Raw genomic sequence first — 16,038 nt, forward strand, 5'->3', positions numbered from 1 at the left:
CTATTTTTAAAATTTACTAAATGATTTTTAAGGAAAGACCATTTCTTTCCCATCCTCTTCATAAACAATATTGCCAGATGCTTTTTGGTCAGCCAAATAACGTTTCATAAAAGCTTGATAATACATAATATCAGAAATAGCAAGTCCTACTGAACCTAATTTCTGATTGAACATTGCTGGCTCTAAATGAATCAAGTCGCACATCAAGAAGAATTTCTTTGCCGAAAAAACACCTAAATATGGTGCATACCATCCGATAGGCTGCGTTAATTTATCATCAAAAGAAAGTTTGAAAGTAATAAAGCTGATTTTTTTATTCGTCAGATTATTTATTACTTTACTTTTCATATTCGTATTAAACGATTCGTTTTCCTCTAAATTTAAAATCAGCAAAAAACCATTTTTCTTCATGTCTGCAGTTCTGAAAACAGTTACTGGCAGATCATTCACTACCGTTCCTGCAGGAATTATAAAATTTTCAGGAATTTTAAAATGAGTTCCTGATACGGCAGTACTTTTGGGATCTATGGTAATTTTTACTTTTCGGTCCACATCACTGCTTTTTCCTTGCACTCGAACTGGAATATTATAAATTCTACCAGCAATTTCAGCCTTGTCTAAAGCGAAAGTAATCCCTGTGCTATCTGTTACTGTTATAGTTGCACCGTCAGAAATTCCATAAACAGAAGGTGCAAAATAAATGCTGTCACTTCCACTATATGTTTCTATTCCTTCCTGATCGCATGAAGCAAGTCCTAAAAATGATAAAAACAATATGCTTAAAATCAATATTTTTTTCATGATACTTTGTTTAAAATTATTGGAAATTAACTTCAATCTCTGGCAATGGCACAACATATTGAAGTGCTCCCATAGTTATGTTTCCAGAAGCTGCTGAGCCATTAGGAACTGTAGCACTATTTATTCTTTTATAGTAAAAGAATAGCTGTCCCTCGCCAATAAATTCTTTTTTATACTCTTTTGTAACTTCTGTAGTAACATTTGCCGTTGCAGCCAAATTTGTCAAACCGCGATTAAAACGAAGTGTATTTAAAAAAGCAATTCCGTCGGCTGGTACTGGTGCGGTTTCTGCAGCTATCAAGTACATTTCTGAAAGTCTTATCATAGGAATCTGCAGACGAAATAGCTTTGTTTTTGTCTCTACATCTTCATATTTGTAAAAAGTTTTTTGCGTTTTTCCACCAACAGCAGGAACTTTCCAGCTTGGCAGGCTTCTGTAATCATTATCATTTGATTCAAAAACAGCTGTTAATCTGCTCAATAAAGGCGAATAAATAGCTTCATTGGATAGATTATAATCAAATAAAGCTTTTTGTTTTGTATACAATCTGTAATCACTTAAAGCGAAAAAGTTTTCAGAAGAAAAAATTCGATCTGGATTTGAAGCATTTGTGGCTTCTAAAAATGGAGTCCATGGAAAAAATGTCGTCGATTTAGTAAAGTTAATTACTTCATTTGCTACTGCAGAAGCCCCTGTTTTATCTCCAGAATATAATAACACACGTGCTTTAAGGCATTTTACAGCCAAATAATTCATTCGTAAACCTCTATTTGCAGAATAATACGGATTAGCATCAAAATCAGTAGTAGCATTATATTTTCCTGAAGTCAAAATTGGATCTTTTTTTAATAATTCTAAGGCTTTATCCAAATCAGCCAGAATCTTAGCCACAACATCTTTTGCAGAAATCAAAGGCTGATTTGCAGTAACGGCAGTGTCATAATAAGGTATTGCAGGAAGAGAAGGATCAACTTTATAGATTGGTCCATATAAACGAAGCATATCAAAATGAAGCATTGCTCTAATCCCGATTGTTTCTCCTTTTAAAAGATCGGATTTTTCCTTTGAAACAATTTCTGCATGTTCCTCCATGCTTTCTAAAAATTTATTGGCATACAAAATAGTTTTATATCCTGTTTCCCAAATATCAGAGAACACTCCTTTAGGATGACTTTCTGTATAAGAATACGATGCTATTTTACTTTTAGAGGTATTGTTTGTCATATTATATTGTTGCCCTAAAATTTCTACGGCATCCATTGTCAGCTGTCTTCCGTAAAGGTCATCAGAAACCAGACTTAAATAAAGTCCGTTATGCACATTCTGCATTCCGGCTTCATTTTCAAATATTTGATTTTCTAAAATTTTATCCTGAGGCGTTACATCCAAGAAATCACTGCAGCCTGTCGCTAACAATGCAATCAAGATGATTAATGCTATTTTATTTAAATACTGTTTCATAATTTCTGTATTAAAATGATACGTTTATGCTTAAAGAATAAATTCTTGAAAAAGGATATTCAATTCCTCGCTCGGCTTTTATAGTCGAAACTCTAAAAAACTCATTTGCATAAGCATTGAATGCTAAACCAGCTAATCCTGATTTATTAAGCCAAGCTTTGTTGGTTACGCGATATCCTAAACGAAGTGATTCTCCTGATATATAATCTGCTTTTTGAATAAATCGAGACGAAATCGGTGTTTCGTTTGTTAAGCTGATAGCCTTAAATTGTGCGATTTGTCCTGGAGTTGTCCATCGGTCTGTAAACGCTCTGGCATCTTGATTATCAAAAATATTACTTGAGCTGATATTTTCGACTTTGTCATATAAAGCAGTGTTGAATTGATCTGCTCCAAAACTGTAACGGATGAATACTCCTAAACTGAAGCTTTGGTAATTAACACTTGTAGAAAAAACACCTGTTGCAATTTCTCTTGAATTACCCATGATTCTTTCATCATTTTTATCTAAAATAAATGTAGTTTCTCCATTTTTCTTCAAGAAAACTTCTCTTCCTGTAGCAGGATCAATTCCTAATGAAGGCACTGCCCAAAGATCATTTGTGCTGGCTCCATCATAAAATCTTGTCAGACTGGTTGTTTTTTTGGCCGCATCATTTAATGAAGCCAAAGCATTATTAAAGCCTCCTAATTCATTTTCATTTGTAGTCGCTGTTAATCCAACTCCCCAATAAAAATCAGATTTAGCATTATTAATAATAGTATAATTGGCTTTAAGCTCTAAACCTTGAGTAGTTATATAACCAATATTTAAAGGATAAGCGGTAACTCCAGTTGAAGCCGCAAGATCGATTTCAACAATTTGTGGAGAAGTTCTACGTCTGTAAGCTCCCAAAGTTGCCGTCAATCTGTTTTTAAACATTGCCAAGTCTAGCCCTAAAGACAAATCTTTTGTTTTTTGAGGCTCTAAATTGATGTTTGCCAATTGCGAAACGTTTAATCCGGCGCCAAAAATATTAGTATTAGGATCATAAGTATAAATATCATGTGAAGCAAAACCAACAAGATTTTGATTTCCTGTCTGACCAAAATTTGCACGAAGTTTTAAGATATTCACGACATCTACATTCATGTTAAATTCGTAGTTCATATTCCATCCAATACCGATACCATAGTAAGGTGAATATTTTTTATTTGTTCCAAAATTGGTTGCTCCAGAAATTGTCTGAGTTAAATCAAGCAAATATTTTCTGTTATAAGCATAATTCAGCTGATTGGTTAAATCAACGCTTCGCACCATTTCATTGTAATTTCCAGGTTTTGAATCTTTCTCAAATCCAAAAGCAAAGCTAGGATTGCCTTCAACTCCTAATGGGAATCCTCTTAAAATAGAACTATAAGATCCATATCTTGTTTCTAAAGCCGAAGCTCGCAACGTGTACGTAACAGAGTGAACATTATTAAAAACATTTGAATATGTCCCTCCAATATTTCCATTCCATTTATTAGTCAGATAATCTTTTCTCTCATAACTTCCTTTTTCTGTTGGAATATCTGAAATGAATTGCGTGTTATCTGGCGAAACGAATTTTGTAGATGTAGTCTGCAATCTAGAAACCGATAGTGCTGCAGTTGTTTTTATATGAGGATTAATGTCATAATTAATAGCAAAGTTGTTTGTGAAATTAAAATCTACACTCTTGTCAAAGCTGTTTAAACGAACATTATATAAAGGATTCTCTGCCTGATTTACATAATCGTTTACAATTGGATTTCCCACAGGAATATTAGTTCCATCTAAATAACGTGTTGGAACTCCATTTTCATTATATTTTTCATAATACGGACTTGCTTTTGCCCACGTAGCAAATGAGCCATAGGGAGATTCCTGATTATTACCTCCTGAAATAAAGAAGTTATTATTGAAACTTACTTTTTTCTTTTTATAAATCAAGTTGGCATTGTATCCCCAAGTATTATGCTCAGAGCCTTTCATTGTTCCGGATAAAGATTTGTAATTTCCGGCAAGATTGAATCTAAATTCGTCTGATCCTCCGCCAATTGACAAACTGTGTCCCGAAGTAATTCCCATTTGAATAGGCTCATTCAGCCAGTAAGTATCAACACCACGACGCACATTTGCCAGACGCTGGTTATAAATTTCATCCCACTTAAATTGTGTAGCATAGTCGCCAAGACGCTTTATTACATAAGCGCCAGAAAGTCTTTCGAATTCTAATTTCTGCTCCGCATTCATTAAATTATAAACACTTAAATCTGCCAATTCATAAGATGAATTATAGACATAAGAAATTTGTAATTTTCCAGGAATTGGTTTATTGGTCTCAATAACAACAACTCCGTTTGCAGACCGTGAACCATATAATGCCGTAGAAGCAGCATCTTTAAGAAGCGTAATATTGGCAATTCTATTAATATCTAAATCAACAACTTGCTGTAATGTAGTCGGGAATCCGTCTAAGATAAACAAAGGTTGATTTGGATCTTCTTTAAAACGATCATTTACTTGATTTACAGATAAACTGGTCTGTCCTCTCACTTCGATTACTGGCAAAACATTTGGGTTTGAACCTGCAATGTTATTGTTTAAAACCATAAACGAAGGATCTAACGTTTTTAAGGCCTGAACAACGTTTTGAGTCGAAACTTGTCGTAATTCCTCACCTTTATAAGTAGAGACTGCTCCTGTAATTAATTCTTTTTTACGAACTGTAACCCCTGTATTTACGACAACACCTTCTAATTGTTTGGTCTCTTCGGTAAGAGAAACATTGATTACCTTTCTGTTATTTACGGCAATAATCTCGGCTCTGTGTCCAATATAAGTAAATAATAAGATTCCATCATTTGGCGCTGTAATTTTAAATTTCCCGTCAAAATCTGTTTGGGCAGCTGCATTTGTACCTTTAACTTTTACGTTAACCCCTGGCAGCGGTTCTTTTTTCTGATTGGTTACAACACCAGAAATTTCTATATTTTTAGACTGCTGTACTACAACTCTTTCTGGACGAACCTCTTTTACAACAATCGTATTTCCATTTGCAAAACTAAAGTCAAAATCTTTACTTGTAAAAGTCGCTTTTAAAAGATCATTTACCCTAATTTTTCCCTTTTTTAATTGTACTCTCGGTAATTTTTTAAATAAATCTTCCTGATAAATAAAAGTATAATTTGTTTGCTGCTTGATAATGTCAAAAACTTCGTCAACAGACACCATTTTATCAGCGGCAATTACAACTTTTGTGTTTTGTGAAAATAGATTTACGGGAGAAAAACCAAAAATTGTAGTACAAAACAAGAAGATAAAAGTTCTCATAATGTTAATAATTAGCCTCTTTCTCAAATAGAAATAGGCACTGGTTAATTTAAATTTCATAAATTTACATGTTAATTGGTTGGTTGGTTGTTAAAACTGATTAATTGATTAATACACAGAAAGGGATGAAGTGCAGTACGGTGAGAGGTCTAAACTTTAATCCCTTTTCTTTTTATTTTATAATAATCTTATTGTCTTTTTTCTCATAGGCATTAATAAAATTGATGTTTTTGATGGTCGTTAATATGTCTTCTAATTTTTGATTTTTATTTAAAACTCCATTAAATTTTACGTTTCCAAGAGCTGGATCAGCAAACACAATATCAGCATCGTACCATCTAGAAAGTACTCTTGCAATATCTTTTAGAGGCATTCCTTTAAACACAAATAATCCTTTTCTCCACGAAATTTCGTTGTAAACATCCACATCCGAAACGGCAATATTTCCGTTATAATCAGTTATTCTAGATTGTTCGTTTGGCGCTAAAATTTGTTTTTTACTAGCATTACTTACCGCAACTATCCCTTTTACCAATGTGGTATAAATAGTAGTTTCGTCTTTGTAGGCTTTAATATTAAATTCTGTTCCAATTACCTCTACATTTTGACTTTGAGTTTTTACTTTAAATCTTGAACCTTTGTGTTTGGTGCTTGGCGAAACTTCAAAATAGGCTTCTCCATAAACCAACTCTACTTGTCTGGTTTCGCCATCGATAAATGCAACTGGATATTTTAGCTGAGATTCAGAGTTCAGCCAGACTTTAGTGCTGTCGGCCAACTGAACAAAAAATTGTCCGCCTCTCGGAATCGTTAAGTAATTGTTTGCAATTGCGGCAGGTTTAGCATCTTTTGAATTGTAAATCAATTTTTCTCCGTTACTAGAAGCATTCCCCTGCGTATACGATTTTCCTTTTTCTAAAGCAATTACAGAACCGTCTTCTAATGTCAGAGTAGCTTTGTCGCTGCCAATTAGAATTTCTTTGTGGGCAACTGCCGGCGTTTCTATTTTAAGCGGATTTGTTTTACTAATGAATAATGAAATCGAAATCAACAATAATAGTGATGCTGCCATCGCCATTAGTTTAAAAGTCGTTTTAGTATAAAAAGGCTGAAGGTGAATAATTTTATTTTCTTCCGATTGAAGTGCATTTTGAAGACGCGTTCTCATTTTGAGTTCCATTTCTTCTTTAGAACCCAATACATCGTCCCAATCTTGTCCGGTTTGAAAACTCTCGTAATAATTCAATAATTTATTATTCTCCTCGAGAGTGGTATCACCGGAAAGATATCTATTTAGCAGCACTAAAAAATCCTCTTTTTTCATTTTTTTTTATATTAATTCGGGGAGTTATTAAGTAAGTATCCAAAAAGACACATACCCCCTAGTCCAAATCGTATTTTTTTTGATTTTTTTTGAAAGACAACTAAAAAAGAAGAAAAACCACACATCACCAATCCAATCACTGCATTATTTTTCCTAAAAGATATTTTTTGAAAGCCATAAAATCATCGCCATACTCATACTCTCGCCCATACAAGATCTTATAGTATGCAGGGCTTTTGTAATATGGTTTTCGACTGTTTTTGTAGAAATATTAAGTCGTTCGGCAATTTCTTTATGACTCAGTTGTTCTTCACGGCTTAATTTATAAACCGCTTGACATTTTTCGGGAAGCGATTCGATAATTAAATTGAGCTGCTGAACCAATTCGTCGTGCATTAACTGCGTTTCGGGAGTAGTTGTTAGAAATCGTTTTTCAAGATCATCAAAAAGTTCGACATGTATTTTGTCTTTATTTTTTCTTAAATGATTAAAAACCCGATATCTGGCGCACGCGTACATGTAGCCTTTTAAAGAAATATGAATTTCAATTTTTTCTCGATTGTGCCAGATATTCATGAAAATATCCTGAATAATATCTTCGCACAATTCTTTGTCTTTGATGACATTATAAGCAGACATAAAAAGCGCCTGCCAAAATTTATTATACAATTCTGTCAAAGCCGATTCATCGCCGTCACGAAGACGATCAATTAAAATTTGATCTTGATTTAAGGTAAGAGTCGACAAATGAATGATGGTTTTTGAAATTGAATAATTCGCAACAAACATAATAAATTTAGCCAATAATCCTAATTTGTTCTCGACAACACAATTTTATATTTGCTATAATTCTTAATTTTAAAAACAACTAAACGTTAAAAAATGTTTAATCTAAAACACAAAATACATTCTTTTTTTCAACTTAAATGAATTCTTCAATTAAAATAAAATGGATTTTACAAAATATCAAATTCAAACAATTATTAAGTTAAATTTGTATTTTTATTAAATTTCAAAAAAATGCCGTAGCCAATTTCTTTAAATCTAAAATTGAAATTTTTTATCTTATTTTTTCAATTGAACTCTGCTTAAGCTTTAGAAATAAAAAAAATCTGCTGCAGAAGAATCCACAGCAGATTTTTTTATCTGTTCAAATTTTAGAAAAGAATTAAAACGTAATGATTTTAATTATTTCAAAGGATTTTCTTTAACATCTTCATTCGTTAGAACAAAACAGAATAAACCTTAATTTTGCAGCAAAATAAACAGCAGATGAACCTGAATGATCTTACCGTAATCGATACCGAAAAAATTGCTTTAGATGATTTATTCTTTAGTAATGAAAACAAATCTGCCCTGCTTCAGATTATTAAAGAACATCAATATTTTGAGGAATTAAAGAAATACAATCTTAAAGTTGATAATAAGATTTTATTGCATGGAAGTTCTGGCTGCGGTAAAACTACGACGGCAAAAGCAATTGCAAATACTTTAAACAAAAAGATTATAATTGTCAACCTCAGCACTATAATCGACTCTAGAATTGGTGAAACTTCTAAAAACTTAAAAGCAATTTTTGATAAAGCCATTCGCGAAAGAGCCGTTTTATTTTTAGATGAATTTGACCAAATTGGTAAAAGTCGCGACAGCGATGATAAAGATGTCGGCGAAATGAGACGATTGGTGAATACTATAATTCAGCTTTTTGATTATTTCCCTTCTGATAGTTTACTGATTTGTGCCACGAATCATTACGAAATAATCGACAGCGCTTTATTAAGAAGATTTCAGCTTCGTTTGAAATATGAAATGCCATCTGAAAACCAGCTAAATATTTATTACGATAAAATTTTAGACACTTTTCCAGAGCATTTTCAGAATATAGAAAGACGTTATGCTATTTCCTATGCTGAAGCTTTAGATTACATTAATACTGCGATGAAAAAGCAGATTATTGCTGCTTTAGATTCAAATAATAACAAATAAATATTTTAAAATTTATTTGTTCCCTGGGAACGTTTGATTTTCATTTTTTAATCACCTGACATATCAAACGTTCCTACGGAACGTATTTGTACTGGCTGCTATTTTTTTACCAATGAAACGTTCCCAAGGAACGTATGCTACCATAACAAATTTTACTTTATATACAGACATTCAGAATGAATTGGCGTATAACTAAAAAACCCGCTGTAAAATACAGCGGGCTCTTTCACTTGGGTGGAGTTTTTATAGTGATATAAATAGTGTACGAAATGTTACAATCCTCTTGTTAACCATCCTCTTTTGCTGGCAGTTGCTATCGCATAAGGCGCAATCCAGAACAAACTGAAAGTGTAAAAAAGGCTGTATGAATATGCCCAGAAAGATTCTGCAAGCGTATATCTTTTTGCATAAAATAGCATTGTGAAACTAGAGAAAATCAAAATTGCCATTAAGGTCGAGCTTAAAAATAATACTGGGTGTACCGCAATAAAGAAGAACATAAATAATAGGAACGGATATGTCATTAAAATTTTGAAAGACTGATTTAAAAAGAAAAGTCTTGCTCCAAATTTTGATTCTTTTCTAAAATCTTTAAAAGCATATTTAGCCATCATAAGATTTTCACGAACATTGCTTCTGCTCCATCTGATAAACATTTTGTATAATCCTTTATAGTCTTCTGGAACATTAGTCAACACAACTGCATTTCTTTGAAACAATACATGAAAACCTTGTTTCAAGATCATATTTGTCATAGCACGATCTTCTCCAATATCTGAAGGCTGTCCCATAAAAGTTTGGTTGATCCATTCTGGCAGACAATTAAATACTGCATCTCTTCTATAGGCTGCTAAAGCTCCAGGAGTACATAATACTGCACCTGCTTCACTTTCTGCAGAACGTTGAAATTCAAAACTCATTACGAAGCTTACATTCAGCATTTTTGGTAAAATAGCTTTTTTATTATTCAAAACCTGAACGTTTCCTGCAACAGCACCGCATTTTTTGTTTACTACAAACGGACTTACTAAATTTCTTAAAGTATCTTTTTTAACGATAGAATCACTATCTACTGTTACAAAAATTTCACCTGTTCCTAATTTAAATCCTCTGTATAAAGCATGGCGTTTACCTGCATTTTTAGGTTGTTGAAAAATAGTTACACGATCTCCTAATTTTGCTTTTGCTTCCTGCATCCAATACCAAGTATCATCTTTACTTCCATCGTCAATTGCTAAAAGCTGTAATTTTTCTGCTGGATAATCGCTTTCTGCAAGACTCATTAAAGTATCCCAAACTAATTTTCCTTCATTATAAGCTGGAACGATAATCGTACAAGTAGGCAGTAAATCGTCTGATACAGATGGAATTGCTTTATATCTTAAATATAAATAAGAACTGTACAAGAAAACTCCTGTTTGGTATAAGAATAAAATTGTAGTTATGATTAAAAATGGCAGTCCCCAAGTTGAAGCAATTCTTTCAAAGTGGAATTGTTCAAAATCGTCTTGTAATTGAACTACCAAATACACACCTGCAATCATTAATAAAAATGTTGCAATAAGAACTGCTAATCCAAAAGGACTTGTTGGTCTTTCTACGTGTATTTTTTGTGATTTTTCTTTAGTTCCAAAAAAAGAACTGTTTAATGCTTTTTCGCTGATAACCGAACTGCTGTTCGAGTAAAATTGTTCTGAGATAATTGTTTCGCTTTCCATGCTTATACTCCTGTTTGATTTCTTTAATATGGCTTTTAGTAAAATCTTTTCTTCTCCTTTTATTTGTTTCTCGTATGGGGAGAAATAATAAAAAACAAACGCATCAAAGATTTTGACATAAACACAATTTGCAAGCGTCGTGCCAATAAGGTTTAAAACTGATGTAGAGGCTTTTAGCGAAATCAGGCCAAAAAAGAGTGTATAATTATTTTACACTTTGTGCATATAGTATACAGAAAAACGGAAAATTTCAGAGTTTAAAGTCAGATTTAAAAAGGGTCTTGAAGAGTATTATTGCTCCCTTTTAACAGGATTTCTTTTTAGGATTAATTAAGAAATCAAAACTCAAAATAATGTAGAGTGAAAAACATCTAACAATAATTAATAACGTAAAATTTAAAATAAAATTGCAGGAGCTATTTTTTTTCTCTTTTCAAAAAACATTCTTCACAAAAAAACAGGAATTCTTACTTAAAAAAGTTAAATTTAGCCAAATAAAAAATTAATAATAAATTTTAGGAGACTAAAAGCAATGAATATAAAGCATTACAATCTTTTATTAGCTGATGATGATGAAGATGACTGCGATTTTTTTAAGGAAGCCCTCGATGAGATTCCCATTGAGACCGCTCTTTCCACAGTTAATGACGGTGTGCAGCTGATGGATTATTTAAAAACTAACGCTTTAAACCTTCCAGATGTTCTTTTTCTTGATTTGAATATGCCTCGAAAAAACGGTTTGGAATGTTTAGCAGAAATAAAAGGAGACGAAAAACTGAAAGATCTGCCCATAATAATTTTCTCAACCTCCTTGGATACTGAAATTGTAAACAACTTGTATAAAAAAGGAGCATCATTTTATATTAGGAAACCAGGTGATTTTTCTAAATTAAAAAAAGTTATCGAAAACGCACTGACGAACGCATCAGAGAACAATTTTAAACAGCCCGAAAGAGCAAATTTTATATTGCAACCCTAAATCTTCTTTGGAAATGAACCGAAAAAAAAAGGAACATTATTTTCTGTCCGAAGGAGGAGAAATGGGCAGTTTGATACGTTCTAAGGATTGGAGCAAAACGCCTTTGGGCGATCCTGAAAAATGGCCGCAAAGTTTAAAAACTATGACGGCAATGATGCTTAATAATCCTTTTGGGATGTACATTGCTTGGGGAAAAAATTATACTCAATTATACAATGATGCTTTTCTGCCAATTTTGGGCGCAACCAAACATCCAGAAGCATTAGGTGGAAGTCCTGAAATTACTTTTGCCGAAATCTGGGATACAACCGGTCCGATGCTCGCCGATGTAATGAAAGGAAAAGCAGTAAGCTATCCCGATTTTAAAGTATTTCTATCTAGAAATGGGTATACAGAAGAATGCTTCTTTGATTTTTCATACAGTCCAATAAAAATAGAAGACGGATCTATTGGCGGTATTTTAGTTACCGTAGTCGAAACTACAGACAAGAAAATTGTTGCAGATGCTTTACAGCAAAGCAATGCTCGATTTGTAAACAATATTATGCAGGCTCCAATTGCAATGTGCATTTTTAGAGGCGATAATTATGTGGTTGAAATTGCCAATGAGCAAATGATCGAACTCTGGGGAGCAAATGCAGAAAAAATAATCAATCGACCTATTTTTGAAACTTTTCCCGAATTTAAAGAACAAGGTCTCGATGAAATTCTTCAAAACGTTTATCAAAACGGAAAAAAAATCACGACTAATGAACGTTCTGTTCAATTAAATAGAAATGGTCAAACCGAAAACACTTATATCAATTTTGTATATGAAGCGCTTAGGGAAAGTGACGGCACTATTTCTGGTGTTGTGGCAATTGCTACCGAAGTAACGGCTCAGGTTTTGGCTCGTTCAAAAGTCGAAGAAAGTGAACAAAAGATAAGACAATTGGTCGAAAATGCTCCTTTTCCTATCGCAGTATATGTTGGTAAAGAAATGCGCATTGAACTTGCCAATGAATCAATTATAAAAATTTGGGGAAAAGGTAACGACGTAATCGGTAAAACGTACAAAGAAATTCTTCCGGAGCTGCATAATCAATCTGTATTTGAACAAGTGGCAATGGTTTATGAAACCGGACAATCTTTCCATTCTAAAAATACACGAATCGATATTGTAATAGATAATGTATTGCAGCCATTCTACTTCAATTATAGTTTTACACCACTGTACGATACAAATGGTAAAATTTATGCGGTAATGAATACTGCTGCAGAATTGACAGATTTGTATTTGGCCAAACAAATAATTGAAGAAAACGAACAAAATTTAAGCAGCATGGTGCATCAAGCACCAATTGGCATTTGTTTACTTGATACTGATACTTTGATAAGCGAAATTGTAAATGACAGTTTTGTAGAAGTCGCTGGAAAAACTTACGATGAAATTGCTGGAAAATATTACTGGGATGCTTTTGCAGAAGTTAAACCTTTTTATGAAAAAGAACTGCAGAAAGTAATTATAGAAGGAATTCCTTTTCATGCCAATGAAGTGGAAATGGTATTAATCAGGCATGGCAAAAAAGAAAAAATATACGTAACTTTTGTTTACTCTCCACTAAAAAACATAGAAGGCAAAGTAACTAAAATCGCAATTTGGGTTCTAGACAACACAGCGCAAGTCACTGCCAGACAAGAAATTGAAGAAGCAGATAAACGCTTTAGAAACACCGTTAAACAAGCTCCTGTAGGAATTACAATTTTACGCGGACCTCAGCATGTGGTAGAAATGGCGAATGAGTCTTATCTAAAATTGGTTGCACGCGAAGAAAGTACTTTTGTGGGCAGACCTCTGTTTGATTCGTTACCTGAAGTAAAAGATACTGTTGGCTCTCTTTTAGATAATGTTTTTACTACTGGAATTCCTTATTATGGAAACGAAATGCCTATTCCATTAAACCGATATGGAAAACAAGAAATTTGCTATTTTGATTTTCTTTATCATCCGCTAAGAGAAGAAAATGGAGAAATTACGGGTATTATCGTAACCGTAACTGAAGTTAGTGAAAAAGTAGAAACCCGTAAAAAAATTGAACATAACGAAGATCGGCTTAAAATTGTTGTTGAAGCCAGTGAACTTGGAACTTGGGAATTAAATGTCAAAACTAGAGTTCCTGCTTATTCTCAACGTTATCTTGAAGTTATTGGCGGTTACAAAGAAGATGTTTCTTTAACACATGAAGAATTATTGGCACATCTTCATCCAGATGATATGCATATTCGAAACAAAGCATTTAAAGATGCTTTAACTAATGGTTTGCTGCATTATGAAGCTCGCGTAATCTGGATCGATCAATCTATACATTGGGTAGAAGGAAAAGGCAAACTTTTTTATGATGAAAATAATGAACCCGAAAAACTAATTGGAACGGTCAGGGATATAACAGAAGAGAAAAAATACCAGCAGAAAATTGAAGATAGCGAAAAAAAATTACGCAATCTTATTATGCAGTCTCCAGTTCCTAAGGCCATTTTAAGAGGAAATAATTTTGTAATCGAAATGGCCAATTTTGCTCTTCTGAATAATATTTGGAAAAAAGGAGAAGCTGATGTTCAAGGAAAAAATATTTTAGAATTATTTCCAGAACTTAAAGAACAGAAATACGCCGAATTACTAAAGAAAGTTTACGAATCTGGAGAAACTTATTCTGAATACGAATCGCTGCTTTTTATTAATGATCTAAATTCTGTTAATCAATTTTATGTTGATTTTGAATTTGCACCGCTCCGCGAAAGCGATAATTCTATTTCTGGAATTAGAATGACACTTATTGATGTTACAGAAAAAGTAGAAGCCCGAAAAAAAATCGAAGAAAGCGAGAAAAGATTCCGTTCTCTAACCGAAAGTATTCCGCAGCTAATATGGGAAACAGATGCAGAAGGTAATTCTTTGTTTACTTCTGGAAGATGGCAGGAATATACTGGTATTCACCCAGATCTCGACGACTCGTGGCAGTCTATGGTACATCCAGATGATTTTGAAGAAAATATCAAAATCTGGAAACATTCGCTTGCAACAGGAGAATTATATCGATGCGATGTTAGAATGCGAAGAAAAGATGGAAGTTATAGATGGCATACAGCTATTGGAGAACCAATTTACGATTTAAATAATAAAATTATAAAATGGGTGGGAGCCTTTACAGATATTCATACTGAAAAAGCATTTACACATGAACTTGAGCAGCAAGTTACAGCGAGAACAAGAGAATTAATTCAGATCAACGAATCGCTTCAAAAAAGTGAAGAACGTTATCATTTAATGGTTGAAGAAGTTCAGGAATATTCTATTTTATATTTAAATCCAGAAGGAATTGTTGAAAATTGGAATGTTGGGGCTGAAAAGATAAAAGGTTACAAAGCAGAAGAAATTGTTGGTAAATATTTTGCCATTTTTTATACCAAAGAAGATCAAGAAAATCACCTTCCAGAAAAACTTTTACAAATCGCGAGAGAAAAAGGAAAAGCAATTCATGAAGGCTGGCGTGCACGAAAAAATGGAAATTTATTTTGGGCAAGCGTTGTGATCACAGCGGTTCATAATAAACAAGGTGAGGTTATTGGTTTTTCGAAAGTGACGCATGATTTAACAGAGAAAAAAAGAGCTGATGATACATTAAAAATGAATGCTTTGGAATTGGAGCAAAAAAACAATGAACTGGAAGAAATGAATAAAGAACTTCAGTCATTTGCATATATTTCAAGTCATGATTTGCAGGAACCGCTTCGTAAAATCCAGACTTTTGCTTCTCAGATTATGGAAAAAGAATCTGAAAATTTATCTGAAAGCGGAAAAGATAAATTTAGAAGAATGCAAAATGCCGCGCAGCGAATGCAGACTCTAATTAATGATTTACTAGCTTATTCTAGAACTAATGTTCAAGAACGTGTATTTGAAAAAACAGAACTTTCTAAGATAATCAACGAAGTAAAAGAGGATTTAAAAGAAGAATTGGAACAAAAAAGTGCCATTATCGAAATGGGACAAACATCAGAAGTTGATATTATTCCGTTTCAATTCAAACAATTGTTGTACAATTTGATAAGTAATTCATTAAAGTTTTCAAATCCAGAAATTCCAACTGTCATTAAAATTAACAGCGAAATTAAAACTGGAAAAGAATTTAAAAATGAGAAACTCATTCCAGCTAAAAACTATTGCCATATTAAAGTGTCAGACAACGGAATTGGTTTTGACTCTCAATACAATAAAAAAATATTTGAAGTTTTCCAGCGACTACATGGCCGAGACCATTATAACGGAACTGGAATTGGCTTAGCAATTGTGAAGAAAATCGTAGAAAACCATAACGGATTTATAAGTGCTTCGGGCGTACAAAACGAAGGAGCTTCTTTCGATATTTATATTCCGGTAAGCTAAAACTTTTA

Annotated in this window: 9 protein-coding genes; 3 read left to right on the forward strand and 6 right to left on the reverse strand. The window is 33.1% G+C overall.

The window, feature by feature from the left end:
* Nucleotides 1–27: 27 nt before the first annotated feature.
* The 5 genes from QMG60_RS21215 to QMG60_RS21235 form a co-directional block, all read right to left on the reverse strand.
* Entirely contained in the window at nt 28–801 is a 774-nt protein-coding gene (locus QMG60_RS21215; protein ID WP_281866329.1) for a DUF4843 domain-containing protein, read from the reverse strand.
* Nucleotides 802–817: 16 nt separating this feature from the next.
* Nucleotides 818–2,263 carry a RagB/SusD family nutrient uptake outer membrane protein gene (locus QMG60_RS21220; RefSeq protein ID WP_281866330.1) on the reverse strand — a complete coding sequence of 482 codons (1,446 nt, stop codon included), beginning with the start codon at nt 2,261–2,263 and terminating at the stop codon, nt 818–820.
* Nucleotides 2,264–2,273: 10 nt separating this feature from the next.
* Nucleotides 2,274–5,600, reverse strand: a complete 3,327-nt coding sequence (locus QMG60_RS21225; RefSeq protein WP_281866331.1) for a SusC/RagA family TonB-linked outer membrane protein — start codon at nt 5,598–5,600, stop codon at nt 2,274–2,276.
* 172 nt (nt 5,601–5,772) lie between these two features.
* Nucleotides 5,773–6,924 (reverse strand): FecR domain-containing protein, encoded by a 1,152-nt coding sequence (locus QMG60_RS21230; protein WP_281866332.1) that lies wholly within the window; start codon nt 6,922–6,924, stop codon nt 5,773–5,775.
* Between the two features lie 153 nt (nt 6,925–7,077).
* Nucleotides 7,078–7,728: an RNA polymerase sigma-70 factor gene (locus tag QMG60_RS21235; RefSeq protein WP_281866333.1), complete on the reverse strand. Its 651-nt coding sequence runs from the start codon at nt 7,726–7,728 to the stop codon at nt 7,078–7,080.
* Nucleotides 7,729–8,196: 468 nt separating this feature from the next.
* On the opposite strand from QMG60_RS21235, the gene QMG60_RS21240 reads away from it, so the two are divergent.
* Nucleotides 8,197–8,910 (forward strand): ATP-binding protein, encoded by a 714-nt coding sequence (locus QMG60_RS21240; RefSeq protein WP_281866334.1) that lies wholly within the window; start codon nt 8,197–8,199, stop codon nt 8,908–8,910.
* 272 nt (nt 8,911–9,182) lie between these two features.
* Here the strand turns inward: QMG60_RS21240 and QMG60_RS21245 are convergent, their stop codons facing one another.
* Nucleotides 9,183–10,628, reverse strand: a complete 1,446-nt coding sequence (locus QMG60_RS21245) for a glycosyltransferase family 2 protein (protein WP_057116759.1) — start codon at nt 10,626–10,628, stop codon at nt 9,183–9,185.
* A 532-nt stretch (nt 10,629–11,160) separates the two neighbouring features.
* Between QMG60_RS21245 and QMG60_RS21250 the strand changes: the two genes are divergently transcribed.
* Together QMG60_RS21250 and QMG60_RS21255 are read left to right on the forward strand one after the other, a co-directional pair.
* Nucleotides 11,161–11,607 carry a response regulator gene (locus QMG60_RS21250; RefSeq protein ID WP_057116760.1) on the forward strand — a complete coding sequence of 149 codons (447 nt, stop codon included), beginning with the start codon at nt 11,161–11,163 and terminating at the stop codon, nt 11,605–11,607.
* Between the two features lie 13 nt (nt 11,608–11,620).
* Complete coding sequence (locus tag QMG60_RS21255) at nt 11,621–16,030, forward strand: PAS domain S-box protein (RefSeq protein WP_281866335.1); 4,410 nt, start codon at nt 11,621–11,623, stop codon at nt 16,028–16,030.
* The last annotated feature ends 8 nt before the right edge of the window (nt 16,031–16,038 follow it).

The sequence above is a fragment of the Flavobacterium sp. GSB-24 genome (assembly GCF_027924665.1).
Taxonomy (GTDB): Bacteria; Bacteroidota; Bacteroidia; order Flavobacteriales; family Flavobacteriaceae; genus Flavobacterium.

Coding starts and splice junctions, on each gene's coding strand:
- QMG60_RS21215 (WP_281866329.1), bottom strand. CDS start 801: ATGAAAAAAATATTGATTTTAAGCATATTGTTTTTATCATTTTTAGGA.
- QMG60_RS21220 (WP_281866330.1), bottom strand. CDS start 2,263: ATGAAACAGTATTTAAATAAAATAGCATTAATCATCTTGATTGCATTG.
- QMG60_RS21225 (WP_281866331.1), bottom strand. CDS start 5,600: ATGAGAACTTTTATCTTCTTGTTTTGTACTACAATTTTTGGTTTTTCT.
- QMG60_RS21230 (WP_281866332.1), bottom strand. CDS start 6,924: ATGAAAAAAGAGGATTTTTTAGTGCTGCTAAATAGATATCTTTCCGGT.
- QMG60_RS21240 (WP_281866334.1), top strand. CDS start 8,197: ATGAACCTGAATGATCTTACCGTAATCGATACCGAAAAAATTGCTTTA.
- QMG60_RS21245 (WP_057116759.1), bottom strand. CDS start 10,628: ATGGAAAGCGAAACAATTATCTCAGAACAATTTTACTCGAACAGCAGT.
- QMG60_RS21250 (WP_057116760.1), top strand. CDS start 11,161: ATGAATATAAAGCATTACAATCTTTTATTAGCTGATGATGATGAAGAT.
- QMG60_RS21255 (WP_281866335.1), top strand. CDS start 11,621: ATGAACCGAAAAAAAAAGGAACATTATTTTCTGTCCGAAGGAGGAGAA.